Annotated in this window: 23 protein-coding genes; 10 read left to right on the top strand and 13 right to left on the bottom strand. The window is 67.4% G+C overall.

What is annotated here, in order from left to right; all coding sequences use genetic code 11:
- Window positions 1–54 precede the first annotated feature (54 nt).
- From trxA to CRM90_RS16385, 11 genes are read right to left on the bottom strand one after another with little or no spacing between them, the layout of a single operon-like run.
- Window positions 55–414, bottom strand: a complete 360-nt coding sequence (gene trxA / locus CRM90_RS16435; RefSeq protein ID WP_102808015.1) for a thioredoxin — start codon at window positions 412–414, stop codon at window positions 55–57.
- A gap of 44 nt (window positions 415–458) precedes the next feature.
- Entirely contained in the window at window positions 459–1574 is a 1116-nt protein-coding gene (locus CRM90_RS16430; RefSeq protein ID WP_502693283.1) for an oxidoreductase, read from the bottom strand.
- A gap of 44 nt (window positions 1575–1618) precedes the next feature.
- Complete coding sequence (locus tag CRM90_RS16425) at window positions 1619–2257, bottom strand: hypothetical protein (protein WP_199189922.1); 639 nt, start codon at window positions 2255–2257, stop codon at window positions 1619–1621.
- Complete coding sequence (locus CRM90_RS16420; RefSeq protein ID WP_102808012.1) at window positions 2257–2826, bottom strand: hypothetical protein; 570 nt, start codon at window positions 2824–2826, stop codon at window positions 2257–2259. Before CRM90_RS16420 ends, CRM90_RS16425 begins: the two co-directional genes overlap by 1 nt.
- A gap of 9 nt (window positions 2827–2835) precedes the next feature.
- A complete protein-coding gene (locus CRM90_RS16415; RefSeq protein WP_102808011.1) occupies window positions 2836–3168 on the bottom strand; it encodes a metal-sulfur cluster assembly factor in 333 nt (110 codons plus the stop codon).
- Window positions 3165–3614 carry a Fe-S cluster assembly sulfur transfer protein SufU gene (sufU, locus tag CRM90_RS16410; protein ID WP_199189921.1) on the bottom strand — a complete coding sequence of 150 codons (450 nt, stop codon included), beginning with the start codon at window positions 3612–3614 and terminating at the stop codon, window positions 3165–3167. The genes CRM90_RS16415 and sufU overlap by 4 nt, the downstream gene beginning before the upstream one ends.
- Window positions 3615–3629: 15 nt before the next feature.
- Window positions 3630–4880 carry a cysteine desulfurase gene (locus CRM90_RS16405; protein WP_102808009.1) on the bottom strand — a complete coding sequence of 417 codons (1251 nt, stop codon included), beginning with the start codon at window positions 4878–4880 and terminating at the stop codon, window positions 3630–3632.
- 1 nt (window position 4881) lies between these two features.
- Entirely contained in the window at window positions 4882–5649 is a 768-nt protein-coding gene (gene sufC / locus CRM90_RS16400; protein ID WP_102808008.1) for a Fe-S cluster assembly ATPase SufC, read from the bottom strand.
- Complete coding sequence (sufD, locus tag CRM90_RS16395; protein ID WP_102808007.1) at window positions 5646–6836, bottom strand: Fe-S cluster assembly protein SufD; 1191 nt, start codon at window positions 6834–6836, stop codon at window positions 5646–5648. The genes sufC and sufD overlap by 4 nt, the downstream gene beginning before the upstream one ends.
- Window positions 6837–8243, bottom strand: a complete 1407-nt coding sequence (sufB, locus tag CRM90_RS16390) for a Fe-S cluster assembly protein SufB (RefSeq protein ID WP_502693282.1) — start codon at window positions 8241–8243, stop codon at window positions 6837–6839.
- A 54-nt stretch (window positions 8244–8297) separates the two neighbouring features.
- Complete coding sequence (locus CRM90_RS16385; RefSeq protein ID WP_102808005.1) at window positions 8298–9044, bottom strand: helix-turn-helix transcriptional regulator; 747 nt, start codon at window positions 9042–9044, stop codon at window positions 8298–8300.
- Window positions 9045–9080: 36 nt separating this feature from the next.
- On the opposite strand from CRM90_RS16385, the gene mptB reads away from it, so the two are divergent.
- The 4 genes from mptB (at window position 9081) to CRM90_RS16365 (ending at window position 13537) form a co-directional block, all read left to right on the top strand.
- Entirely contained in the window at window positions 9081–10814 is a 1734-nt protein-coding gene (gene mptB, locus CRM90_RS16380) for a polyprenol phosphomannose-dependent alpha 1,6 mannosyltransferase MptB (protein WP_199189920.1), read from the top strand.
- A complete protein-coding gene (locus CRM90_RS16375) occupies window positions 10811–11743 on the top strand; it encodes an ABC transporter ATP-binding protein (RefSeq protein ID WP_036337866.1) in 933 nt (310 codons plus the stop codon). The genes mptB and CRM90_RS16375 overlap by 4 nt, the downstream gene beginning before the upstream one ends.
- Window positions 11740–12516 carry an ABC transporter permease gene (locus tag CRM90_RS16370; RefSeq protein WP_102808003.1) on the top strand — a complete coding sequence of 259 codons (777 nt, stop codon included), beginning with the start codon at window positions 11740–11742 and terminating at the stop codon, window positions 12514–12516. The genes CRM90_RS16375 and CRM90_RS16370 overlap by 4 nt, the downstream gene beginning before the upstream one ends.
- Window positions 12517–12607: 91 nt before the next feature.
- On the top strand, window positions 12608–13537 hold the full coding sequence (locus CRM90_RS16365; RefSeq protein WP_199189924.1) for a COX15/CtaA family protein: 930 nt from the start codon (window positions 12608–12610) through the stop codon (window positions 13535–13537).
- Here the strand turns inward: CRM90_RS16365 and CRM90_RS16360 are convergent.
- Complete coding sequence (locus tag CRM90_RS16360; RefSeq protein WP_102808001.1) at window positions 13487–14437, bottom strand: ATP-grasp domain-containing protein; 951 nt, start codon at window positions 14435–14437, stop codon at window positions 13487–13489. The genes CRM90_RS16365 and CRM90_RS16360 overlap by 51 nt on opposite strands.
- 18 nt (window positions 14438–14455) lie before the next feature.
- Here CRM90_RS16360 and CRM90_RS16355 point away from each other — a divergent pair, with 18 nt between their 5' ends.
- Window positions 14456–15430: a quinone oxidoreductase family protein gene (locus tag CRM90_RS16355; RefSeq protein WP_102808000.1), complete on the top strand. Its 975-nt coding sequence runs from the start codon at window positions 14456–14458 to the stop codon at window positions 15428–15430.
- Window positions 15431–15759: 329 nt separating this feature from the next.
- Complete coding sequence (locus tag CRM90_RS16350) at window positions 15760–16968, top strand: hypothetical protein (protein WP_142391385.1); 1209 nt, start codon at window positions 15760–15762, stop codon at window positions 16966–16968.
- Here the strand turns inward: CRM90_RS16350 and CRM90_RS16345 are convergent.
- Entirely contained in the window at window positions 16965–17894 is a 930-nt protein-coding gene (locus tag CRM90_RS16345; protein ID WP_102807998.1) for a heme o synthase, read from the bottom strand. The two genes, CRM90_RS16350 and CRM90_RS16345, sit on opposite strands and share 4 nt — an antisense overlap.
- A 234-nt stretch (window positions 17895–18128) precedes the next feature.
- Between CRM90_RS16345 and tkt the strand changes: the two genes are divergently transcribed.
- The 4 genes from tkt to opcA are packed head-to-tail and all read left to right on the top strand — an operon-like array spanning window position 18129 to window position 23854.
- Window positions 18129–20222 (top strand): transketolase, encoded by a 2094-nt coding sequence (gene tkt, locus CRM90_RS16340; protein WP_102807997.1) that lies wholly within the window; start codon window positions 18129–18131, stop codon window positions 20220–20222.
- Window positions 20223–20249: 27 nt separating this feature from the next.
- On the top strand, window positions 20250–21380 hold the full coding sequence (tal, locus tag CRM90_RS16335; protein WP_102807996.1) for a transaldolase: 1131 nt from the start codon (window positions 20250–20252) through the stop codon (window positions 21378–21380).
- On the top strand, window positions 21377–22942 hold the full coding sequence (gene zwf, locus CRM90_RS16330; RefSeq protein WP_102807995.1) for a glucose-6-phosphate dehydrogenase: 1566 nt from the start codon (window positions 21377–21379) through the stop codon (window positions 22940–22942). The genes tal and zwf overlap by 4 nt, the downstream gene beginning before the upstream one ends.
- Window positions 22943–23854, top strand: a complete 912-nt coding sequence (opcA, locus tag CRM90_RS16325; protein WP_102807994.1) for a glucose-6-phosphate dehydrogenase assembly protein OpcA — start codon at window positions 22943–22945, stop codon at window positions 23852–23854.
- The last annotated feature ends 24 nt before the right edge of the window (window positions 23855–23878 follow it).

Here is a 23878-nt window from a genome sequence, read left to right as displayed (position 1 = left end):
CACTTTCCTCATTCCGACACCCCACGACCAACCAATTTATCGGTGGATCGAGGCTTAGGCGTCCTTGGACTGGGACGCGATCGCCGAGTCGACGTCGAACTCCTTGACCTGGCGGATGAGATCCTCCAGCGCCGCGGGCGGCAGGGCGCCGGCCTGGTTGAAGATCAGCTTGCCCTTCTTGAACGCCATCAGCGTGGGGATCGAGCGGATCTCGGCGGCGGCCGCCAGTTCCTGCTCAGCCTCGGTGTCGACCTTGCCGTAGACGACGTCCGGGTGCTGTTCCGACGACGTCGTGAATGTCGGGGCGAAGGCGCGACACGGTCCGCACCACGACGCCCAGAAGTCGACCAGCACGATGTCGTTGCCGGTGATGGTGTCGTTGAAGTTCTGTGCGGTCAGGTCTTGGGTAGCCACGTCAGTCCTAACGTCTGGTTGTCGGTGTGTGTTCCCTGTTGCAGCTAATACAAACGGCCCAGTGCACTGGTCGCATCGAAACCGCCGAACTCGTCGAGCTTGCCTTCGCGCAGGTGGTTGACCCACGCCGGGTCGGCGAGCAGGGCACGCCCGACCGCGACGATGTCGAATTCACCGGCCTCGAACTGATCGAGCAGCCGGTCGATGGGCGACGGCGGGATCGGTCCGCTCCCCGCACCCGGGTTGAACTCGGTCTCCAGACCCACCGAACCGACGGCGATGACGGGCAGACCGGTCATCTTCTTGGTCCAGCCGGCCAGACTGAGTTGCGGGTCCTCGTCACCGAAGCCGGGCAGATAGTGCCGCCGCGTCGACGGGTGCAGTACGTCAACACCGGCCTCGACCAGCGGGGCCAACAGTTGCTCGAGTTCCGCTGCGCTGGCGGCCACCTGCGCGTCGTAGCGGTTCATCTTCCACTGCGAAAAGCGGTAGATGATCGGGAAGCCGGGCCCCACTGCCGCACGCACCGCGGCGACCACCTCGGCGGGGAACCGGGTGCGTGCCGCCAGCGAGCCGCCGTAGCCGTCGGTGCGGTGATTGGTGTGCTCCCAGAGGAATTGGTCCAGCAGGTAGCCGTGGGCGCCGTGGATCTCGACGGCGTCGAAGCCGGCCGCCGCAGCGTTGGCGGCCGCCAGCGCATACGCCTGCGCGAGCTGCGGCAGCTCCTCGATGCCCAGCGCCCGGCCGGTCGCGCCGCCGCCGATGTCGATGCCCGACGGGCTTACCGGCGTCTGATCGGGGCGGTCACCGTCGTGAACACCGCGCGCGACGCCCTGATGCCAGAGCTGGGCGGCGATCGTCGCACCCCCGGCGTGCACGGCGGCGGTGACTGCGCGCCAGCCCGCCAGCACATCGTCGCCGTCGAGGTTGGGGATGCGGTCCGGCCAGCCGGCGGCGGGATGCGGAATCCGAACGCCCTCAGTGATGATCAGTCCGGTGCCGCCGGTCGCACGGCGGCCGTAGTAGGCGGCCACGTCGGCTCCCGGAACACCGTCCGGCGAGGCGGCACGCGTCATCGGTGCCATCGCGAACCGGTTGGGCACCGTCAGCGACCCGATCGTCAGCGGGGTGAACAGCTCTTGCACGCGCGCATCCTCCATGACGGTGTGCAACATCGCGGCGGGCGGTCTGGATTCCGTCGGACTCACAGCGATTCTTGGACCCGGCGGAAGAAGTCGGCGATGTCGGCGGCCAGCGTATCGACGTCGGCGGCGAGGTCGTGTGCGCGCACGGCGCCGAACGGCGCGTTCCACACCGGTCCGGTGCGCGGTGCGGCGGTGAAATCCCACGGACCGACGTAGGCGTAGGGCAGTTCGTGAAAGTCGTCGCCCGCCGACACTCCGTAGTTGACCTCCTCGACCGTGGCCGCGACGTCGAGGTGCTCCGGCCACAACACCGGATGCGATTCTGGGACAACAGCTTTGATCGCGAACCCGCCGGCGTAGAGGCTGCGGTAGATGGCGTCGGCGGCGTCGGTGTCGATGTCGAGGTCGGTGTCGGGCTCCAGTGTGACGACGCTGTGATACACCGTGGCCGGGGGCGGGCCCACATCGAGCCCGGTGGCCGCCGCCAGGTCACGTACCCGGCCGGTCAGCGCGATGCTGCCGTCTTGCCACACCAGCGTGTTCCCCTGCACCGCGATCGCCAGGGCGGTGGCGCTGAAGCCATCCGGACGAACGGCCAGTCGGATCGTCCCGGTCGCGCGGTACTGCGGCCCGGCAAGGAAGCTTTCGGCGATGCCGTGCAGTTGGCGGCGGGTGGCCACCACCGTGGGTGGGGCCATCACTCGGCCGCACCCCGGGTGCGCTCGATGAGCGCCACCGCACGTTCCCGGGCACGATCAGCGTTGGTCAGCAGCTGATCTCGGCGCCCGGGCCACCAGAACAGCTGGAAGGCAAGCAGCACCAGGTACACGCAAGACGCGACGACGTCACGCGTCGAGCCGAATACCGCATCCCATACCGCGGTTCCGATCGCGACGACGAGGATCAGCGGCACCACCCACCGGAACGGCCGCCCGGTCTCGGCGGACTTGCGCAGCCCGTCGGCGTAGTCGACCACCGGCTGAGCCAGGGCGGGGTCGCCGATGCGACCGCCCCAGCGGGTCACCCCGGCGACGCGCACACGCTGTTGACCGGTCAGTGCCGTGGCGCCGGGCCAGAACTTCGCCATCCGCAGGCCCAGCCAGATCCCGTAGACCACCGTGACGATGGCAGCGGCCAACAGCGCGGCGAACCACAGTCCGGAGTCCAACCACGCCAGCAGGCCGATGAAGACACCGGTGCTCATGCCGACCACGATGACCCGGACGAATCCGCCGCCGCGCCACACGAAGGCGGGAACGGTGAGCATCAGCTCAGATTAGACAGTGAACCCCAGCGCGCGGAGCTGTTCGCGGCCGTCCTCGGTGATCTTGTCCGGGCCCCACGGCGGGTTCCACACCCAGTTGATCTTGATCTCGTTGACGAGCCCGGCGCCGACGAGCGCGGTGCGCGTCTGGTCCTCGATCACGTCGGTCAGCGGACAAGCGGCCGACGTCAACGTCATGTCAACGAGGGCGACCTTCGAGCCCTCGGCGTCTTCGACGTTGAGGTCGTAGACCAGACCGAGGTCGACGACGTTGATCCCCAGTTCGGGATCTACCACGTCGCGCATGGCTTCCTCGATATCGTCGATCAGATTGGGCTCCGTCATCGCTTCTCCTCCAAGTCTTTTCGATGCGATGCCTGAGCCACCGCGTCTTTGAACGCCAGCCAGCCCAGCAGCGCGCACTTCACCCGGGCCGGATACTTCGCCACACCGGCGAAGGCCACTCCGTCGCCGAGCACGTCCTCGTCGCCCTCGACGGTGCCCCGCGACGACACCATCTCGGTGAACGCCGCCACGGTCTTCAACGCGTCGCCGACGGTCAGCCCGATCACCTGATCGGTGAGCACCGAGGTGGCGGCCTGGCTGATCGAGCAGCCCTGGCCGTCGTAGGAGATGTCGGTGACCTGTTCGCCGTCCGCGGACAGCGCCACCCGCAGCGTCACCTCGTCGCCGCACGTCGGATTGACGTGATGCACCTCGGCGCCGAACGGCTCACGCAGCCCGCGGTGGTGCGGGTGCTTGTAGTGGTCCAGGATCACTTCCTGGTACATCTGCTCGAGTTTCACTCAATCCCGCCCAAAGAACTCGATGGCCCGCTTGACACCCGCCACCAGTCGATCCACCTCGTCGAGGGTGTTGTAGACGGCGAATGACGCCCGGGCGGTCGCGGCGATGCCGAACCGGCGGTGCAGCGGCCACGCGCAGTGGTGCCCGACCCGCACGGCCACACCGTCGTCGTCGAGCACCTGACCCACGTCGTGGGCATGCACACCGTCGACGACGAAGCTCACCGGCGAACCGCGGTGTTCCAGGGTGGCTGGCCCGATGATGCGTACCTGCGGCAGTGCGGCCAAGCCGTCGAGCGCGGCGGCGACCAGTTCCCTCTCGTGCGCCTCGACCGCGCCCATCCCGATCCTGTCCAAATACCGCGCGGCCGCGCCCAATCCGACCACCTGCGAGGTCATCGGCGTGCCCGCCTCGAACCGCTGCGGCGCGGGGGCATAGGTGGCGGCCTCCATGGTGACGGTCTCGATCATCGACCCGCCGGTGAGGAACGGTGGCATCGCGTCGAGCAGCTCGCGCCGCCCGTACAGCACGCCGATACCGGTGGGGCCCAGCATCTTGTGCCCCGAGAACGCGGCGTAGTCGACGTCGAGGCGGTGGAAGTCCACCGGCTGATGCGGCACCGACTGGCAGGCGTCCAGCACGGTCAGCGCGCCGACAGACTTGGCCCGCCGGACCATCTCCGTGACTGGCGCAATCGCGCCGGTGACATTCGAATGATGGCTGAAGGCGACGACTTTCACCCGTTCGTCGAGCTGCAGTGAATCGAGGTCGATGCGGCCGTCCTCGGTCACGCCGTACCAGCGCAGGGTTGCCCCGGTGCGGCGGGCGAGCTCCTGCCAGGGAATCAGGTTGGCGTGGTGCTCCAGCTCGGTGGTGACGATGACGTCGCCGGGGCCGAGGGCCTTCTCGAACCGCTTGTCGCCCAACACATACGACACCAGGTTCAGCGACTCGGTGGCGTTCTTGGTGAACACCAGCTCGTCGGTGTCGGCACCGACGAAGGACGCGATATCGGCACGACCCTGCTCGTAGGCGTCGGTGGACTCCTCCATCAGCTGGTGCGCCCCGCGATGCACCGCACCGTTGGACGTGGTCAGGAACTCCCGTTCGGCATCGAGAACCTGCAGCGGTTTCTGCGACGTCGCCCCGGAATCCAAGTAGGCCAGCTGATGTCCGCCCCGCATCACCCGCGTGAGGATCGGGAAATCCGCGCGGATACCCACGACGTCCAGATCCACCGACGCGGTCATGTCAGGCTCCTGCCGCCGCCTGGGTGAAGCGCACGTAGCCGTTCTCTTCGAGCTCGTCGGCCAGTTCCGCGCCACCCGACTCGACGATCCGGCCGTCGACGAAGACGTGCACGAACTGCGGACGGATGTAGCGCAGGATCCGGGTGTAGTGCGTGATCAGCAGGACCCCGGCGTTCTCGGCCTCGGCATAGCGGTTGACGCCTTCGGAGACCACCCGCAGGGCGTCGACATCCAGGCCGGAGTCGGTCTCGTCGAGGATCGCGATCTTCGGCTTCAGCAGACCCAGCTGCAGAATCTCGTGGCGCTTCTTCTCGCCGCCGGAAAAGCCTTCGTTCACACTGCGTTCGGCGAACTGCGGGTCGATCTCCAGATCGGTCATCGCCGCCTTGACTTCCTTGACCCAGTGCCGCAGCTTCGGGGCCTCGCCACGGACCGCGGTCGCCGCGGTGCGCAGGAAGTTCGACATCGACACACCGGGCACCTCGACCGGGTACTGCATGGCCAGGAACAGGCCGGCGCGGGCGCGTTCGTCGACGCTCATCGCCAGCACGTCCTGCCCGTCGAGGGTGATCGACCCCGAGGTGACGTGGTACTTGGGATGGCCCGCAATCGAATACGACAGCGTGGACTTACCCGAACCGTTGGGGCCCATGACCGCGTGGGTCTCCCCCGACTTCACCGTCAGGTTGACGCCCTTGAGGATCTCCTTCTCGGTACCGTCCTCGTTGGCGACGCTGACGTGCAGATCCTTGATTTCCAAAGTGCTCATGGCTGTGTGGCTTTCGACTCAGTGATGGCAAGTTCTCGTTCGATGGCATCGGTCAGGCGCTCGCGCACCTCGGGGACCGCGATTTTGGCGATGATCTCGTTGAAGAAGCCGCGCACCACCAGCCGGCGGGCTTGCGCCTCCGGGATACCGCGGGCACGCAGATAGAACAGCTGCTCGTCGTCGAAACGGCCGGTGGCACTGGCGTGCCCGGCGCCGACGATCTCGCCGGTCTCGATCTCCAGGTTGGGCACCGAGTCGGCGCGGGCGCCGTCGGTGAGCACCAGGTTGCGGTTGACCTCGAAGGTGTCGGTGCCGGTGGCCTCGGCCCGGATCAGCACGTCGCCCACCCACACGGTGTGCGCGTCGGGCTTCTTGGAATCCGGATCCCCTTGCAGCGCACCCTTGTACAGCACGTCCGACTTGCAGTTCGGTTGCGCGTGGTCGACCAGCAGTCGGGACTCGAAGAACTGCCCGGCGTCGGCGAAGTAGGTGCCGAGCAGCTTGGCGTCCCCGCCCGGACCGGTGAACCGCACGGTGGTCGAGGTACGCACCACGTCACCGCCGAGGGTGACGTTGACGTGCCCGAGAACCGAGTCCTTGCCGAGCTTGGCGTGGTGCGCGCTGACGTGCACCATGTCGTCGGCGAAGTCCGCGATCCAGATGACGCCGAGACCGGCCGAGTCGCCGACGATGATCTCGACGTTGTCAGCATAGGTACCGCTGCCGCGCAGGTCGACGACGACGATCGCCCGGGAGAGTTCTTCGACCCGGATCTGCAGGTGACCGTAGGCCACCCCGCCCGCACCGGGGCCGTCGACGGTGATCTCGATGGGCTCGGCGACCTCGGTGTCCCGTGCGACGGTCACCACCGTCGCCGAGTTGAACGACGAGAACGCCTGCGCGGCAACCCGATCGCTGGGCACCCCGCCCTGGCCGAGTCGCTCGTCACCGCGCCGCACGGTCTCGACCGTGACGCCGGGGCGCTCGGTCACCGTGATCGCCGCGGTGCCGTTGGCGACGGCCGAGCCGTCGTGCAGGCCGCGCAGCCGCTTGAGCGGGGTGAACCGCCACAACTCGTCGCGGCCGCCGGGCACCTCGAAGGCGTCGACGTCGAACGAGCTGAATTGCTCGCCCTTGTTGATGGCAGTGAGGTGCGAGCCCTCCACTGCCTTCGAGAGATTGCTCACTTAACCGACAGCACCTTCCATTTGCAGCTCGATCAGCCGGTTCAGCTCCAGGGCGTATTCCATGGGCAGTTCCTTGGCGATCGGCTCGACGAAGCCGCGCACGACCATCGCCATTGCCTCGTCCTCGGTCATGCCGCGGCTCATCAGGTAGAACAGTTGATCTTCGCTGACCTTCGACACGGTGGCCTCGTGGCCCATCGTGACGTCGTCCTCGCGGATGTCGACATAGGGGTAGGTGTCACTGCGGCTGACCGTATCGACAAGCAGCGCATCGCATTTCACGCTCGACCGCGATCCGTGCGCACCCTTGTTGACCTGGACCAGGCCCCGGTAGGACGCCCGGCCGCCACCGCGGGCCACCGACTTGGACACGATGTTGCTCGACGTGTACGGAGCCAGGTGCAGCATCTTGGCGCCGGTGTCCTGGTGCTGGCCTTCGCCGGCGAACGCCACCGACAGCACCTCACCCTTGGCGTGCTCACCGGTCATCCACACCGCCGGGTACTTCATCGTGACCTTCGAGCCGATGTTGCCGTCGACCCACTCCATGGTGGCGCCGGCCTCGGCGCGGGCACGCTTGGTCACCAGGTTGTAGACGTTGTTCGACCAGTTCTGGATGGTCGTGTAACGGCAACGGCCACCGGGCTTCACGATGATCTCGACGACCGCCGAGTGCAGCGAGTCGCTCTTGTAGATCGGCGCGGTACAGCCCTCGACGTAGTGCACGTAGGCGTCTTCGTCGACGATGATCAGCGTCCGCTCGAACTGGCCCATGTTCTCGGTGTTGATCCGGAAGTAGGCCTGCAGCGGGATGTCGACGTGCACGCCCTTCGGGACGTAGATGAACGAACCACCCGACCACACCGCGGTGTTGAGCGCGGAGAACTTGTTGTCCCCGGCCGGGATCACGGTGCCGAAGTACTGCTTGAAGAGCTCCGGGTGCTCGCGCAGGCCCGAGTCGGTGTCCAGGAAGATCACGCCCTGGGCCTCGAGGTCCTCACGGATCGAGTGGTAGACCACCTCGGACTCGTACTGTGCGGCCACACCCGACACCAGGCGCTGCTTCTCGGCCTCCGGGATACCGAGCCGGTCGTAGGTGTTCTTGATGTCGGCGGGCAGGTCATCCCACGTGGCGGCCTGCTTCTCGCTCGAGCGCACGAAGTACTTGATGTTGTCGAAGTCGATGCCCTCGAGGTTGGAGCCCCAGTTCGGCATCGGCTTCTTGTCGAACGTGCGCAGCGCCTTGAGCCGGATGTCGAGCATCCACTCGGGCTCGCTCTTCTTGGCCGAGATGTCGCGCACCACCGCTTCGGACAGGCCGCGCTGCGCGCCGGCGCCCGCGGCGTCGGAGTCCGACCAGCCGTAGCCGTAACGGCCCAGTGAGGCGATGGCCTCTTCCTGGGTCATCGGCTCTGCCGGCTTGGCTTCCGGGGTGAGTGTCATGGCGACGCTCCTTCTGGTCTAGTGGTGTGCCGGTGTGAGCGGCACGTGGGTGGTGCAGGCGCAGTCGCCGTTGGCGATGGTGGCCAGTCGCTGGACGTGGGTGCCGAGGATCTCGGACATCGCCTCCTTCTCGGCTTCGCACAGTTCCGGAAACTCTTCGGCGACATGCGAGACCGGGCAGTGGTGCTGGCAGATCTGGATGCCCTGCATCGGGCCGCCGACCCGCGTCGTCGTCGCCGCGTAACCGGCCTTGGTCATCGCGTCGGCGACCCGCTCGGCCGTGGACTCGACGTCGTCGGGGCCCTGCGCCACTCCCGCGAGGATGGCGTCGATACGGCGCCGGGCGAACGTCTGGACCGCCTGGTCGCCGCCGATCTCGCGGAGTTGGCGGATCGCGGCGGAAGCCAGGTCGTCGTAGGTGTGCTCCAGCTTGGCCCGTCCGGCCGCGGTGAGCCGGTAACGCTTGGCGGGCCTGCCGCGGCCTGCCTGCTGCCACGCCGCCGCGGCGTTGGCCTGGGCGTCGCCCGCCTCGATCAGCGCGTCGAGGTGCCGGCGCACGCCGGCAGCGGAGATGCCCAGCCGCTGGCCGATCTCGGCGGCGGTGATGGATCCCGACTCGAGCAGGAGCTGCACGATTGCCCGGCGGGTCTGCCCGTCATGCACGACGGTGCCCACCACGGGCACAGCGTCAGCATCGGACGGGAATTTCACAACACCAGTGTTACGCAATTGCCCGAACAGGTCTAGCAAGGGCACCCTTAGCAAGCTGAGGGCGAAAAAGCCGCCGGTTAGAGTGCTGTGGTGGCAGCCCGCCAGCTTTCGCTGAGTTCGTCAATCGCCCGCTTGCACGGCGATGAACGCACTGTAGGCGCGCCTCTCAACGACGCCGAATTCCGTGCCATGCGCCGCACCCGGTTGTTCGGCGCCACCGGAACCGTGCTGATGGCAATCGGTGCGCTGGGTGCCGGCGCCCGACCCGTGGTCCAGGACCCCACCTTCGGCGTGCGGCTGCTGAACCTCCCGTCGCGCATCCAGACGGTGTCGCTGACGATGACCACCACGGGCGCGGTGATGATGGCGCTGGCCTGGCTGATGCTGGGCCGCTTCGCCCTCGGCAACCCGCGGATGTCGCGCGGTCAGCTTGATCACACTCTGCTGCTGTGGATCGTTCCGCTGCTGATCGCTCCGCCGATGTACAGCAAGGACGTCTACTCCTATCTGGCGCAGAGCCAGATCTCGGCGAACGGGCTCAATCCCTACAAGGTCGGGCCCGCCCCGGGGCTGGGTTTGGACCACGTCTTCACCCTCTCGGTGCCCAGCCTGTGGCGCGAGACGCCCGCGCCGTACGGCCCGCTGTTCCTGTGGGTGGGACGCGGAATCTCGGCGCTGACCGGAGAGAACATCGTCGCCGCCGTGCTCAGTCATCGGGTGGTGGTGCTGCTCGGCGTCGGGATGATCGTGTGGGCGGTACCGCGGCTGGCCCGCCGGTGCGGCGTCGCCGAGGTCAGCGCGCTGTGGCTGGGTGCGGCCAATCCCCTGCTCCTGATGCATCTGGTCGCCGGTATCCACAACGAGGCGTTGATGCTGGGCCTGATGCTGACCGGAACGGAGTTCGCGCTGCGCGGCATCGACTCCGCCAAGCCGCTGTGGCCGCGGCCGATGCACTGGCCGCACGGGCGCGACCAGTGGGCCCAGTGGATGCCGCCCGCGATGCTGGTGTTGGGTTCCGTGCTGATCACGATGTCCTCGCAGGTGAAACTCCCGGGGCTGTTGGCGCTGGGCTTCGTGGGCATGGCCCTGGCGTACCGCTGGGGGTCGACCGTCAAGGCGTTCGTGCTGGCGAGCGCGTTCATGACATCGCTGTCGCTGGTGGTCATGGCGATCATCGGCTGGGCCAGCGGCCTGGGCTTCGGCTGGCTGTTCACCCTCGGCACCGCCAACGTGGTGCGCAGCTGGATGTCACCTCCGACGCTGCTGGCGCTGGGCACCGGCCAGGTCGGGATCCTGCTCGGGCTGGGTGACCACACCACCGCCGTGTTGTCGCTGACCCGCGCCATGGGCGTGCTGATCATCATGATCACCGTCACCTGGCTGCTCCTGGCCGTGATGCGGGGCAAGTTGCATCCGGTCGGCGGTCTCGGTGTGGCGCTGGGCGCGACAGTCCTGCTGTTTCCCGTCGTGCAGCCGTGGTACCTGCTGTGGGCGATCATCCCGCTGGCAGCCTGGGCCACCCGCCCGGGCTTCCGCATCGCGACCATCGCGGTGTCGCTCGTCGTCGGGATCTTCGGGCCAACCGCCAACGGCGACCGCTTCGCCCTGTTCCAGATCGTCGACGCCACCCTGGCCAGCACGGTGATCGTGCTGATGCTGATCGCGGGGACGTTCCACCGGCTGCCCTGGCGCAAGGTGCCCGGAACCAACGAAACGTTCAGCGGTCAGGAGCCCGACACCCCGGCCACACCCGAGTCCGCGGAGCCAGCCACCGAACCACCGACGCCGCGCCCGGCGCCCGGCGCATACGCTGAGTCACCGTGAGTTCCGGCCGCGAAATCCCCGTGCGACTGCGCGGGGTGTCCAAGCATTACGGGTCGACGACGGCCGTGGCGAATCTCGATCTCGAGGTGCACGCCGCCGAAGTGCTGGCCCTGCTGGGCCCGAACGGGGCAGGCAAGACCACGACGGTCGAGATGTGCGAGGGTTTCACCCGGCCCGACGGCGGCACCATCGAGGTGCTGGGCCTGGACCCGGTCGCCGACAACGCGCGGGTGCGCGAGCGGATCGGCGTCATGCTGCAGGGCGGCGGCGGCTACCCGGCGGCCCGGGCCGGCGAGATGCTGAATCTGGTGGCCTCCTACGCCGCCAATCCGCTCGACCCGGCCTGGCTGCTGGACACCCTGGGGCTGACCGACGCCGCCCGCACCACCTACCGCAGGCTCTCCGGTGGCCAGCAGCAGCGGCTGGCGCTTGCGTGCGCCCTGGTCGGCAGGCCCGAGCTGGTCTTCCTCGACGAGCCCACCGCAGGTATGGATGCGCACGCGCGGCTGGTGGTGTGGGAGCTCATCGACGCGCTGCGCCGCGACGGGGTGACGGTGGTGTTGACCACCCACCAGCTCAAGGAGGCCGAGGAGCTCGCCGACCGGATCGTGATCATCGATCATGGCTCGGCCGTCGCATCGGGCACACCCGCGGAGCTGATGAACTCCGGCGCCGAAGGACAGTTGCGATTCTCCGCGCCCCGCCAGCTCGACCTGTCGCTGTTGATCGCGGCGCTACCGGAAGGCTATGCGGCCAAAGAGGTTTCGCCCGGTGAATACCTCGTGGAAGGCAAGATCGACCCGCAGGTGCTGGCAACCGTCACAGCCTGGTGCGCACGGCTCGATGTGCTGGCCACCGATGTGCGGGTCGAGCAGCGCAGCCTCGAAGACGTGTTCCTGGAGTTGACCGGTAGGGAGTTGCGGTCATGACGAGCGAGCTCTTTCCCCCGGGCACCTTCGCGCCCGACCCACGGCCCAGCACCGTGCCGCGGATGCTGGCCGCGCAGTACGGCCTCGAGCTGAAACTGTTGCTGCGCAACGGTGAACAGCTGCTGCTGACGATGTTCATCCCCATCACGCTGTTGATCGGGCTCACCCTGTTGCCACTCGGGTCGTTCGGCACGCACCGGGTCGCGGTGTTCGTCCCGGCGATCATGGCGCTGGCGGTGATCTCCACGGCGTTCACCGGCCAGGCCATCGCCGTCGCGTTCGACCGCCGCTACGGGGCACTGAAACGGTTGGGCGCCACCGCACTTCCGGTGTGGGGCATCATCGCCGGCAAATCGCTGGCCGTGGTGACCGTGGTGTTCCTGCAGGCGTTGCTGCTCGGCGGCATCGGTTTGGCCCTGGGCTGGCGCCCGCACCCGGCGGGCCTGCTGCTCGGCGCGCTGGTGATCGCGCTGGGCACGGCGGGGTTCGCGGCGATGGGTCTGCTGCTGGGCGGAACGCTGCGCGCCGAGATCGTGCTGGCCGTCGCCAACCTGCTGTGGTTCGTGTTCGCCGGGCTGGGGGCGCTGACCTTGGAGACCGGAGCGATTCCGCGTGGGGTGGCCTGGGTGGCGCGGCTGACGCCGTCCGGGGCGCTCACCGAAGCACTGACCCGGGCGATGTCGCTGTCCGTCGACTGGTTCGGCATCGCGGTGCTCGCGGCGTGGGGCGTGGTGTCGGCGCTGGCGGCGCTGCGCTGGTTCCGGTTCACCTGAGCCAGATCCCCACTACGCCGATCCCTACTACAGGGCGTAGTTAGACGTCCTCTACGATCAGGCCGTGCCCGTCGGACGGTTTTTCCTGCGGCTGGTGGACCTGCTGCCACTGCCGAGCCTGCGCGTCCAGCGCATCATCGCCGCCGCGGTCATCCTGACCCAGGGCGGTATCGCCGTCACCGGCGCGATCGTGCGGGTCACCGCATCCGGCCTCGGCTGCCCCACCTGGCCGCAATGCTTCCCCGGCAGCTTCGTCCCAGTCCCGCACGCCGCGGTCCCCGGCATCCACCAGGCCGTCGAGTTCGGCAACCGGATGATCACCTTCCTCGTCGTGATCACTGCGATCCTGGCCGTCCTGGCCGTCACCCGCGCCCGTCGCCGCCGGGAGGTGCTGATCTACGCCTGGCTGATGCCCGCGTCGACGGTGGTGCAGGCGGTGCTCGGCGGGATCACCGTGCTGGCCGGGCTGGCGTGGTGGACGGTCGCGATCCACCTACTGGCGTCGATGGCGATGGTGTGGCTGGCCACCCTGCTCTACGTCAAGATCGGCGAACCCGACGACGGCATCTCGACGGCGCTGGTGCCCAAACCGCTTCGGCATCTGACCGTGCTGGGCGCACTGACCCTGGCCGCGACGCTGACCACCGGAACCCTCGTGACCGCCGCAGGCCCGCACGCCGGCGACAAGAGTCCGCAGCGCCCGGTGCCGCGACTCGAGGTCGAGATCCTCACGCTGGTGCACATGCACGCGACGCTGCTGATCGCCTACCTGGCGCTGCTGATCGGGCTGGCCGCCGGGTTGCAGGCGGTGTTCGCACCGCGGTTCATCATGAAGCGGTTGGCGGTGCTGGTGGGTTTGGTGCTGGCCCAAGGACTGGTCGGCGCGGTTCAGTTCTTCACCGGCGTGCCTGCCGCACTGGTGGCCGTGCACGTCGCGGGCGCGGCGGCCTGCACTGCGGCCACCGCGGCGCTATGGGCGTCGATGCGACAGCGGGCCGAGCCCAAGACGCTCACACGCTGACTCGACCTCGAGTGCGAACGCACGCTGCTGCAGGTCGCGGGTCCGCTCGTCGAGCTGGCGCCAGCCGAGCCCGGGCTCGATCACCTCGAGCTCCAGCACCTGCGGATCGTCGGCGCCGCCGATGAGATCGACTCGGGCATAGAGCAATTCACTGGCCTCGATACCGAGATGGCGACTGGCGGCAGCCAGCGCAGCCACGCCGACGTCCCACATCTCGAAGTCCGGATCCGCCGAGGCCAGCGACTCCTCCACGTAGGTGCCGGACTCGTGCAGCGTCGGCGACTCCCCTTCCGGCGGCAGCATCGGGCCTTTGGTGAACGCGTGGGACTGCCGGCCCCCGAGGAACACCAGCGCGGTCTCCCCCTGCTCCACGCGGGCGTCGTAGGGCTGCACGAGCGCTGTACGCCCGCTGTCCTGCAGCGCGGCGACGTGTGCGCGTGCGGCGGCCCGGTCGACGAACCGGCCGGTGTCGATCGACCCTGCGCCGATCGCGGGCTTGATCACCACCTCGCCCGTGGGCAGGTGCACCTTGTCCCCCGGTGCGAAGAAATACGACGGGACGGTCGGTACGCCCGCGTCGGCCAGATCCTGCAAATAGTGCTTGTCGCTGTTCCACGCCACCACGTCCGGGGCGTTGAGCAGGTGGCGCACCCGGCGGGTCCAGGCCAGGAACTCCTCGCGACGTTCGGCGTAGTCCCAGGCGGCGCGCAGGATCACCAGGTCGGCGGTTTCGGTCTGCGGGTCGTCCCAGGACAGCCAGCGGGCGTGCAGCCCGCGGGTCCGCAGAGCGGCGATCAGGCCGTCGTCGTCACCGTCACCGGAAACGAGCTGCGGGCAGCCGGCCAGCACGATGCTCGGATGGAAGACGTCGGGACGTGCCAGATTCGGGCGGGCGCTCACAGCAGGGATGATAGTGACATGCACGCAATCGAAGTCGCCGAGACGGGCGGTCCCGAGGTCCTGAACTACGTCGAGAAGCCGCAGCCCACACCCGGCCCGGCCGAGGTGCTCATCCAGGCGGATGCGATCGGCGTCAACTACATCGACACCTACTTCCGGTCCGGTCTGTATCCGCGGGAACTGCCGTTCGTGGTGGGCACCGAGGTGTGCGGAACGATCGTCGCGGTCGGCGACGACGTCGCGGCGATCGCGCCCGGCGATCGGGTTGTCACCGCGGTGGCATCCGGAGCCTATGCCGAGTTCAGCACCGCTCCAGCTGATTTCGTCGCCTACGTCCCTGATTCGGTGCCGTCGGACGCCATCGCCTCGGCGCTGCTCAAGGGTATGACCGCGCACTACCTGATCAAGTCGGTTTACGCGGTGCAGGCGCGCGATTTCGTGCTCGTGCACGCCGGGGCCGGCGGCGTCGGACTGATCCTGACCCAGTGGGCGACCAGCCTGGGCGCCCGGGTGATCACCACCGCCTCCAGCCCGCAGAAAGCGGAACTGTCCCGCCAGGCGGGCGCGATCGAGGTACTGGACTACCCAGAGGACCCCGCCGACTTCGCCGCGGCGATCCGCGACCTCACCAACGGTCACGGTGTCGCCGCCGTCTACGACGGCGTCGGCAAGACCACGTTCGACGCCAGCCTCGCGAGCCTGGCGATCCGCGGCACCCTGGCACTGTTCGGTGCGTCCAGCGGACCCGTGCCGCCGGTGGATCCGCAGCGGCTCAACGCCGCCGGGTCGGTGTTCCTGACCCGGCCCAACCTCGCCCACTTCACCCGTACCCCGGACGAATTCGCGTGGCGCGCGGGTGAACTACTCGATGCGATCGCCTCCGGTGCGATCACGATCACGGTCGGCGGCCACTACCCCTTGGCCGAAGCCGCGCAGGCGCACCGGGATCTCCAGGGCCGCAAGACGACCGGCTCGATCGTGCTGCTGCCCTGATCGCGCGGTCGCAACCGCCGGCAAGGCAGCCGAGTTCATCCCATACGACCGGCTCTGGATGTAATACTCGGGTCTGACGGCCCGGGGGCTTCACGCCGTGCCGAAAACGTGAGCGGAATCAGGGCCAACCCTCTGCGCCATTGAGGGTGACCTAGACGCCTGGTCTGGTGAATTGTCCCGGGTATGCCGGCTTTGCCATGCGCGTCAGCTAATTCGCCTATCGTCTAGGGGTGTTGGGAGACGTAGGAACATCTTCCGTCGGGACAACCAGAACGTCCCAAGGTGGAGGCTCCGGCAAACTCGAACGCGCCAACTGAGAGCAGGAAATAATGCGGGCCTCCACCGCTTCTCGGCACATTGCTGGCGCTACCGCCGCAATCCTCGTCCCGGCGGCCGCGATGCTGGTGGCGATCGGTGTGACACAGCAAGTGACGGCCACGTCAGACGTGTCGTTGTTGGCTGCTTCGACGCAGCTCATCAACGTCAACGGGGCATTCGACAACATGTCGCCGGAGTTGCTCTCCTGTACAGGTTGCGATCAGGTCGATGTGGTGTTTGTCGAGCAGGCCTTGGCGGTGGCATCTTTTAACACCGCCGACAAGTACACAACTGTCGTTGTCGTCGCTTACGGTTCAGACGCGGCTGAGCTGGGTTCAATACAGACTCAGCTCTACGCATTACCCGGTGATCACGCAGTTGTCCTGATGCGGGATACCAACGGCGCAAACGGCATGCGAGCCTCGCTCGGCTTGGTGAAGGCGACGCCAACAGACATCGCCGACAACAGCGCCGGTCCGAATGGTTCTGCGATGGCGTCGGTGCGATTGCAGGGTGACGGCGTTGTCGACGCGCCGAAGTTTCTTGTTGGCCCCGGTGCGGGCGTCGCCTGGGCTAACGCTGTCATCGGTGCACTGACGACGACGCAGGCCGACTACAACAGCTTCGTGCCGGCGCCGGACGGCAGCAATAGGGTGATCACGCCGATCGGCAACGGCAGCACGTCGGATGTATTGCTGCTCCGTCAGGCACCGTTGATCACGTCTATCTCGGGGATTCCCGTGATAGGTCATCAGCTGGCAACGGTGTTGACGCCCGCTATCAACGACGTCCTGAGCGTCTACGATCCCGCGGGTTCGCAGGCAAGAACGCAGCTATTGCTGCCATGGAACGAGCAAGTTGCGCTGATCGGGCGGATACCAGGCGACATTCAGCAGGGATTCGATGGTCTTCATCCGCAGCATTCGTCAGCAGCGGTCAATACCCTGGCTGCTTCCAGCGCAGGCGGCCTGCACGGCACCGCGGCGGCTGCGGGCGACCCCGCCACCGTGACGCCCCGCCAAGCCGTGACGCGCGTTGGTCATGACCTCACCCGATTGTCGATCGACACCAACGACAGCGTCAATGATGCGGTCGCCAACACACTTACCGCGGCCAGGACGAGCCGGCCAAAGGCTGGAGCGAACATGCGCCACGTCGCGACACATAACGCGCGGGCAGCCCGCGGTACCGGCCATGCCGCCCCGCGCGCCAAAAACTAGCGCAACAACGTCGGCAGCGCCAGCGCAGAATCGACCGCTAGCGCGACGAACACCAGCGCCAGGTAGTTGTTCGACTGCAGGAACAGTCGCAGCGGCTTGACCGGGTTGCCGCGACGTACGCCGGCATGCAGGCGATGCGCCATGATCAGGAACCAGGCCCCGGCCAGTGCGGCCACCGAGCCGTACAGCCAGCCGCACGCCGGCGCGAGCGCCAGCGTGGCGATCACGGTCAGCCAGGTGTAGATCAGGATCTGCTTGGTGACCTGCAACTCGGTGGCCACCACCGGCAGCATGGGCACGCCCGCCGCGCGGTAGTCGTCCTTGTACTTCATGGCCAGCGCCCAGGTGTGCGGCGGCGTCCAGAAGAAGATGATCGCGAACATCACCAGCGCCTGCCAGCCGATCGTGTCGGTGACGGCCGACCAGCCGATCATCACCGGCATGCAGCCGGCCGCACCGCCCCACACCACGTTCTGTGAGGTGCGGCGCTTGAGCAGCAGGGTGTAGACGAGCACGTAGAAGGCGATGGTTGCCGCGGCCAGGTGCGCCGAGAGCAGGTTGGTGGTCCACCACAGCCAGAAGAACGATCCGACCGAGAGCGTCAGCCCGAAGACCAGGGCGTGGCTGCGGGGCACGGTGGCCCGGGCCAGCGGCCGCCGTTCGGTGCGCTTCATCACCTTGTCGATGTCGGCGTCGGCCACACAGTTGAGCGTGTTGGCGCCTGCCGCGGCCAGCAGACCGCCGAACAGGGTGTTGAGGATCAGCGGCAGATCGACGGTGCCGCGGCCGGCCAACAGCATGGCCGGAATGGTGGTGACGAGCAGCAGCTCGATGACCCGCGGCTTGGTCAGGGCGAGGTATCCCAGCAGCCTGTCGCGGAACCGAACGGGCGCCCCGTCAACGAGGTGCACTTCGCGAACTCTCACGCAACTGACTCCTGACCCGACGATCTACTACAGAGGATGGTAGTCGGCCCCGGACGGTCCCCGACACCGACGGGTCGATTCACGGCGATTCCACCGTGATGACACAGTTCCTCCTGTAGAGCTTCACCCGCGGGTAACGCTGGTAGCAGCACTATGCAGCCGAGCACCGAGCAGCACTAGGGTGAAGAGGACCACCCCAGCTTGCCGCGTTTTGACTAAGCCAGGAGCGAGTTTGTGACCACTGTCGAAGAGATCGCCACGCTGACCCAGCCCCACCATCCGGACGATTGGACGCCAGTCGATTCGAAGGCCGTCGACACGGTCCGGGTGCTGGCCGCCGACGCCGTGCAGAAGGTCGGCAACGGCCACCCGGGAACCGCCATGAGCCTGGCGCCGCTGGCCTACACGCTGTTCCAGCGGGTGATGCGGCACGATCCGAGCGACACCCACTGGCTGGGTCGCGACCGGTTCATCCTGTCCTGCGGCCACAGCAGCCTGACGCTGTATCTGCAGCTGTACTTGGGCGGGTTCGGCCTGGAGCTCTCCGACATCGAGTCGCTGCGCACCTGGGGTTCCAAGACCCCCGGCCACCCGGAGTTCCGGCACACCCTGGGCGTGGAGATCACCACCGGCCCGCTGGGCCAGGGCCTGGCATCCGCGGTCGGTATGGCGATGGCCGCACGTTACGAGCGCGGCCTGTTCGACCCCGACGCCCCGGCCGGCACCAGCCCGTTCGACCACCACATCTACGTGATCGCCTCGGACGGCGACATCGAAGAGGGCATCACCAGCGAGGCGTCGTCCCTGGCGGGCACCCAGCAGCTGGGCAACCTCATCGTGTTCTACGACCACAACAAGATCTCGATCGAGCACGACACCGACATCGCGCTGTCCGAGGATGTCCCGGCCCGCTACCGCGCGTACGGCTGGCACGTCCAGGAAGTCGAGGGCGGCGAGAACGTCGTCGGCATCGAAGAAGCCATCGCCGAGGCCAAGAAGGTGACCGACAAGCCGTCGTTCATCGCGGTCCGGACGATCATCGGTTATCCGGCGCCCACCAAGATGAACACCGGTGGGGTGCACGGCGCCGCACTCGGCGACGACGAGGTGGCCGCCACCAAGAAGGTCCTCGGTTTCGACCCGGACAAGAAGTTCGAGGTGCACGACGAGGTCATCGCGCACACCCGCAAGCTTGTCGACCGCGGTCGCGAGGCGCACGAGAAATGGCAGGGCGACTTCGACGCCTGGGCGCAGCGCGAACCGGAGCGCAAGGCGCTGCTGGACCGGCTGCTGGCGCAGGAACTGCCCGACGGCTGGGACTCCGACATCACCTACTGGGAACCGGGTTCCAAGGCGGTCGCCACCCGCGCCGCCTTCGGCCAGGTGCTCAACGACGTCGCACCGAAGCTGCCCGAATTGTGGGGTGGCTCAGCCGATCTGGCCGGTAGCAACAACACCACCATCAAGGGCGTCAAGTCGTTCGGGCCGCCGTCGATCTCCACCGAGGACTTCACCGCCGACTGGTACGGCCGGGTGCTGCACTTCGGGATCCGCGAGCACGCGATGGGTGCGATCCTGTCCGGCATCGTGCTGCACGGGCCGACCCGCGCCTTCGGCGGTACGTTCCTGCAGTTCTCCGACTACATGCGGGCCTCGGTGCGGCTGGCGTCGCTGATGGACATCGACACCATCTACATCTGGACGCACGACTCGATCGGTCTTGGCGAGGACGGCCCCACCCATCAGCCGATCGAACACCTGGCCGCGCTGCGGGCGATCCCGAAGCTGTCGGTGGTGCGTCCCGGCGATCCGAACGAGACCGCCTACGCCTGGCGCAGCATCATCGCCCGTGGCAACGGTGCCGGGCCGGTCGGTTTCATCCTGACCCGCCAGGGCATTCCGGTGCTGGAGGGCACCAGCGCCGAGGGCGTCGAACGCGGTGGCTATGTCCTCGGTGGTGGCAACCCGGCCGATGACGCCGACGTGATCATCATCGCCACCGGATCCGAGCTACAGCTGGCAGTCGACGCGCAGAAGTTGTTGGCGGCCAAGGACATCAATGCCTACGTGGTGTCGATGCCGTGCGTCGAGTGGTTCAACTCGCAGCCGCAGGAATACCGCGACAGCGTTCTGCCGCCCGACGTGTCGGCCCGGGTCGCGGTGGAAGCCGGAGTGGCGCAGAGCTGGTACCGGTTCGTCGGCGACACCGGCGAGATCATCTCCATCGAGCACTACGGCGAATCCGCCGACGACAAAACCTTGTTCCGCGAGTTCGGGTTCACCGCCGAAGCTGTCGCCGACGCCGCGGAACGTGTGATCGACAACTAACCCGCACGACCAACTGAAGGGAACGTCATGGCACAGAATCCGAACCTCGCCGCACTGTCGGCGGCCGGTGTGTCCGTCTGGCTCGACGACCTGTCCCGGGACCGGTTGCGGTCGGGCAACCTGCAGGAGCTGATCGACACGCACAGCGTGGTCGGGGTCACCACCAACCCGTCGATCTTCCAGGCCGCCCTGTCCAACGGAAACGCCTACGACGCACAGGTTTCCGAGCTCGCCGAGCGTGGGGCCGACGTCGACGCGACGATCCGCACCGTCACCACCGACGACGTCCGGGAGGCCTGCGACGTACTGCGACCGCAGTGGGAGGCCTCCGACGGCGTCGACGGCCGGGTCTCGATCGAGGTCGACCCGCGCCTGGCCCACGAGACCGACAAGACCATCCTGCAGGCCATCGAGCTGTGGAAGATCGTCGACCGGCCCAACCTGCTGATCAAGATCCCGGCCACCGAGGCGGGCGTGCCCGCCATCGCGTCGGTGCTGGCCGAGGGCATCTCGGTCAACGTGACCCTGATCTTCTCCGTGGAGCGCTACCGGCTGGTGATGGACGCCTACCTGCAGGGCCTGGAGAAGGCCAAGCAAGCCGGCCACGACATCTCGAAGATCCATTCCGTCGCTTCGTTCTTCGTGTCCCGGGTGGACACCGAGATCGACAAGCGGCTGGAACAGATAGCGTCCGACTCCGGAAATGACTCAGCGTTGGCGCTGCGCGGCCAGGCCGGGGTCGCCAACGCGCGCTTGGCGTACGCGGCCTACGAAGAGGTGTTCCTCGGCGGCGACCGCTTCAGCGCACTGGCCGATGCCGGCGCCCGCGTGCAGCGTCCGTTGTGGGCGTCCACGGGTGTCAAGAATCCGGACTACTCCGACACTCTCTACGTCACCGAGCTGGTCGCCCCCAACACGGTGAACACCATGCCGGAGAAGACGATGGACGCAGTGGCCGACCATGGGGTTGTCACCGGCGACACGATCACCGGCACTGCGGGTGCGGCGCAGGAGGTGTTCGACAAGCTCGACGCCATCGGCATCGACCTGCGTGACGTCTTCCTGCTGCTGGAGAACGAGGGCGTCGAGAAGTTCGAGAAGTCGTGGCAGGAACTGCTCGACGCGACCCAGGACCAGCTCGACGCCGCAGCCAAATGACGGACCGTCCCGTACCCGGGGTGGCAGCGCCCGCTCCGACCAGCTGGCACAACCCGCTGCGCGACAAGCGGGACAAGCGGATGCCGATGATCGCCGGCCCGTGCGGGGTGGTGATCTTCGGTGTCACCGGCGATCTGGCCCGCAAGAAGCTGATGCCGGCGATCTACGACCTGGCCAACCGCGGCCTGTTGCCGCCGTCGTTCTCGCTGGTCGGTTTCGCCCGGCGGGACTGGGCCGACGAGGATTTCGGCGCCATCGTGCACGACGCGGTCTGCCAGCACGCCCGCACCCCGTTTCGCCAAGAGGTGTGGGACCGGCTGGCCGAAGGCTTCCGGTTCGTCCAGGGCTCCTTCGACGATGAGGCCTCGTTCGGCCGGCTGGCCGAAACGCTGGAAAAGCTCGATGTGGAACGCGGCACCGGCGGCAATCACGCCTTCTACCTGTCGATTCCGCCGAAAGCCTTCCCGGTGGTGTGCGAGCAGCTGAAGAAATCCGGGCTGGCCCGCCAGCAGGAGGGCCGCTGGAGCCGGGTGGTCATCGAGAAGCCGTTCGGCCATGACCTGCAGAGCGCGATCGAGCTCAACCAGGTGGTCAACAGTGTGTTCCCCGAGGAGTCGGTGTTCCGCATCGACCACTATCTCGGCAAGGAGACGGTGCAGAACATCCTGGCGCTGCGCTTCGCCAACGAGTTGTTCGAGCCGATCTGGAACAACCATTACGTCGACAGTGTGCAGATCACGATGGCCGAGGACATCGGCTTGGGTGGTCGCGGCGGCTACTACGACGGGATCGGGGCGGCGCGCGACGTCATCCAGAACCATCTGCTGCAGCTGCTGGCGCTCACCGCGATGGAAGAGCCGGTCAGTTTTCACCCGGACGAGGTGAAAGCCGAGAAGATCAAGGTGCTTTCGGCGACTTCGCTGGCGCAGCCGCTGGATGCCACCTCCGCACGGGGCCAGTACACCGCGGGATGGCAGGGTGGCGAGAAGGTCGTCGGGCTGCTCGACGAGGAGGGCTTCTCGAAGGAGTCCACCACCGAGACGTTCGCCGCGATCACCCTCGACGTCGATACCCGGCGCTGGGCCGGTGTGCCGTTCTATCTGCGGACCGGAAAGCGGTTGGGCCGCAGGGTGACCGAGGTGGCGCTGGTGTTCCGGCGAGCTCCTCACCTGCCGTTCGACGCGACGATGACCGAGGAATTGGGCAAGAACGCGTTGGTGATCCGCGTCCAGCCGGATGAGGGCATCACGCTGCGCTTCGGGTCGAAAGTGCCCGGCAGTGCCATGGAGGTCCGCGACGTCAACATGGACTTCTCCTACGGGTCGGCATTCGCCGAGGATTCACCGGAAGCCTACGAGCGGCTGATCCTCGACGTACTACTCGGCGAGCCGTCGCTGTTCCCCGGCAACGCCGAAGTCGAATTGTCTTGGGAGATACTCGATCCCGTGCTGGATTACTGGGCCTCGCACGGTAAGCCTGATCCCTACGAGTCGGGCACCTGGGGACCCGACTCGGCATTCGAGGTGCTGCAGCGGTCCGGTCGTGAATGGAGGCGTCCATAGATGATTGTCGACCTGCCCGATACGACGACGAACGCACTCAACAAGAAGATCACCGCGCTGCGTGAAGAGGGCGGCGCGATCACGCTGGGTCGGGTGCTGACCCTGGTGGTCGCACCCGACACCGAGGCTCGGGTCGAGGACTCCATCGAGGCGGCGGTGGCGGCGAGCCGCGAACATCCCTGCCGCATCATCGTGGTGGTCCCGGCCGACCGGCTGGCCAACGAAGCGCGGCTGGACGGTCAGCTCCGCGTGGGCGCGGACGCAGGTGCGGGCGAGGTGGTGGTGCTGCGGATCTCCGGTCCGCTGTCCAACCACGCCAGCAGTGTGGTGTTGCCCTTCCTGCTGCCCGACACCCCGGTGGTGGCGTGGTGGCCGGGCGTCGCGCCGGCCAACCCCGCTGAGGATCCGTTGGGGCGCTTGGCGATTCGCCGGATCACTGATGCCACCGGAACCGAAGACCCGCTGGCGGCGATCAAGAGCCGGCTGAAGGGTTACACCGACGGCGACACCGATCTGGCGTGGAGCCGGATCACCTACTGGCGCGCACTCCTCGCGTCGGCGGTGGACCAGGCGCCGTACGAGCCCCTGACGTCGGCGTCGGTGTCCGGTCTGAAGGACGAGCCGGCCCTCGACATCCTGGCGGGCTGGCTGGCCAGCCGGATCGACGGCACCGTGACACGTTCCGTCGGCGAGTTGAAGGTCGAACTGGTGCGCGCCTCCGAGACCGTGACACTGGCCCGCCCACAGGAGGGCGTGACCGCCACCCTGACCCGCACCGACCGTCCGGAGGCGCTGTTGCCGTTGCCGCGGCGGGAGACCCGGGAATGCCTTGCCGAGGATCTTCGCCGGCTCGACGCCGACGAGATTTACCACGAGGCGTTGGCGGGTATTGAAAAGGTGCAGTACGTCTAGTCGAGCCGAGTCGAAAGGTCGCGA

The organism is Mycobacterium sp. ENV421 (assembly GCF_002887815.1).
Classification (GTDB): domain Bacteria; phylum Actinomycetota; class Actinomycetes; order Mycobacteriales; family Mycobacteriaceae; genus Mycobacterium.
Note: the sequence above shows the minus strand (reverse complement) of the source record. Positions and strands in the feature narration are given on the sequence as shown.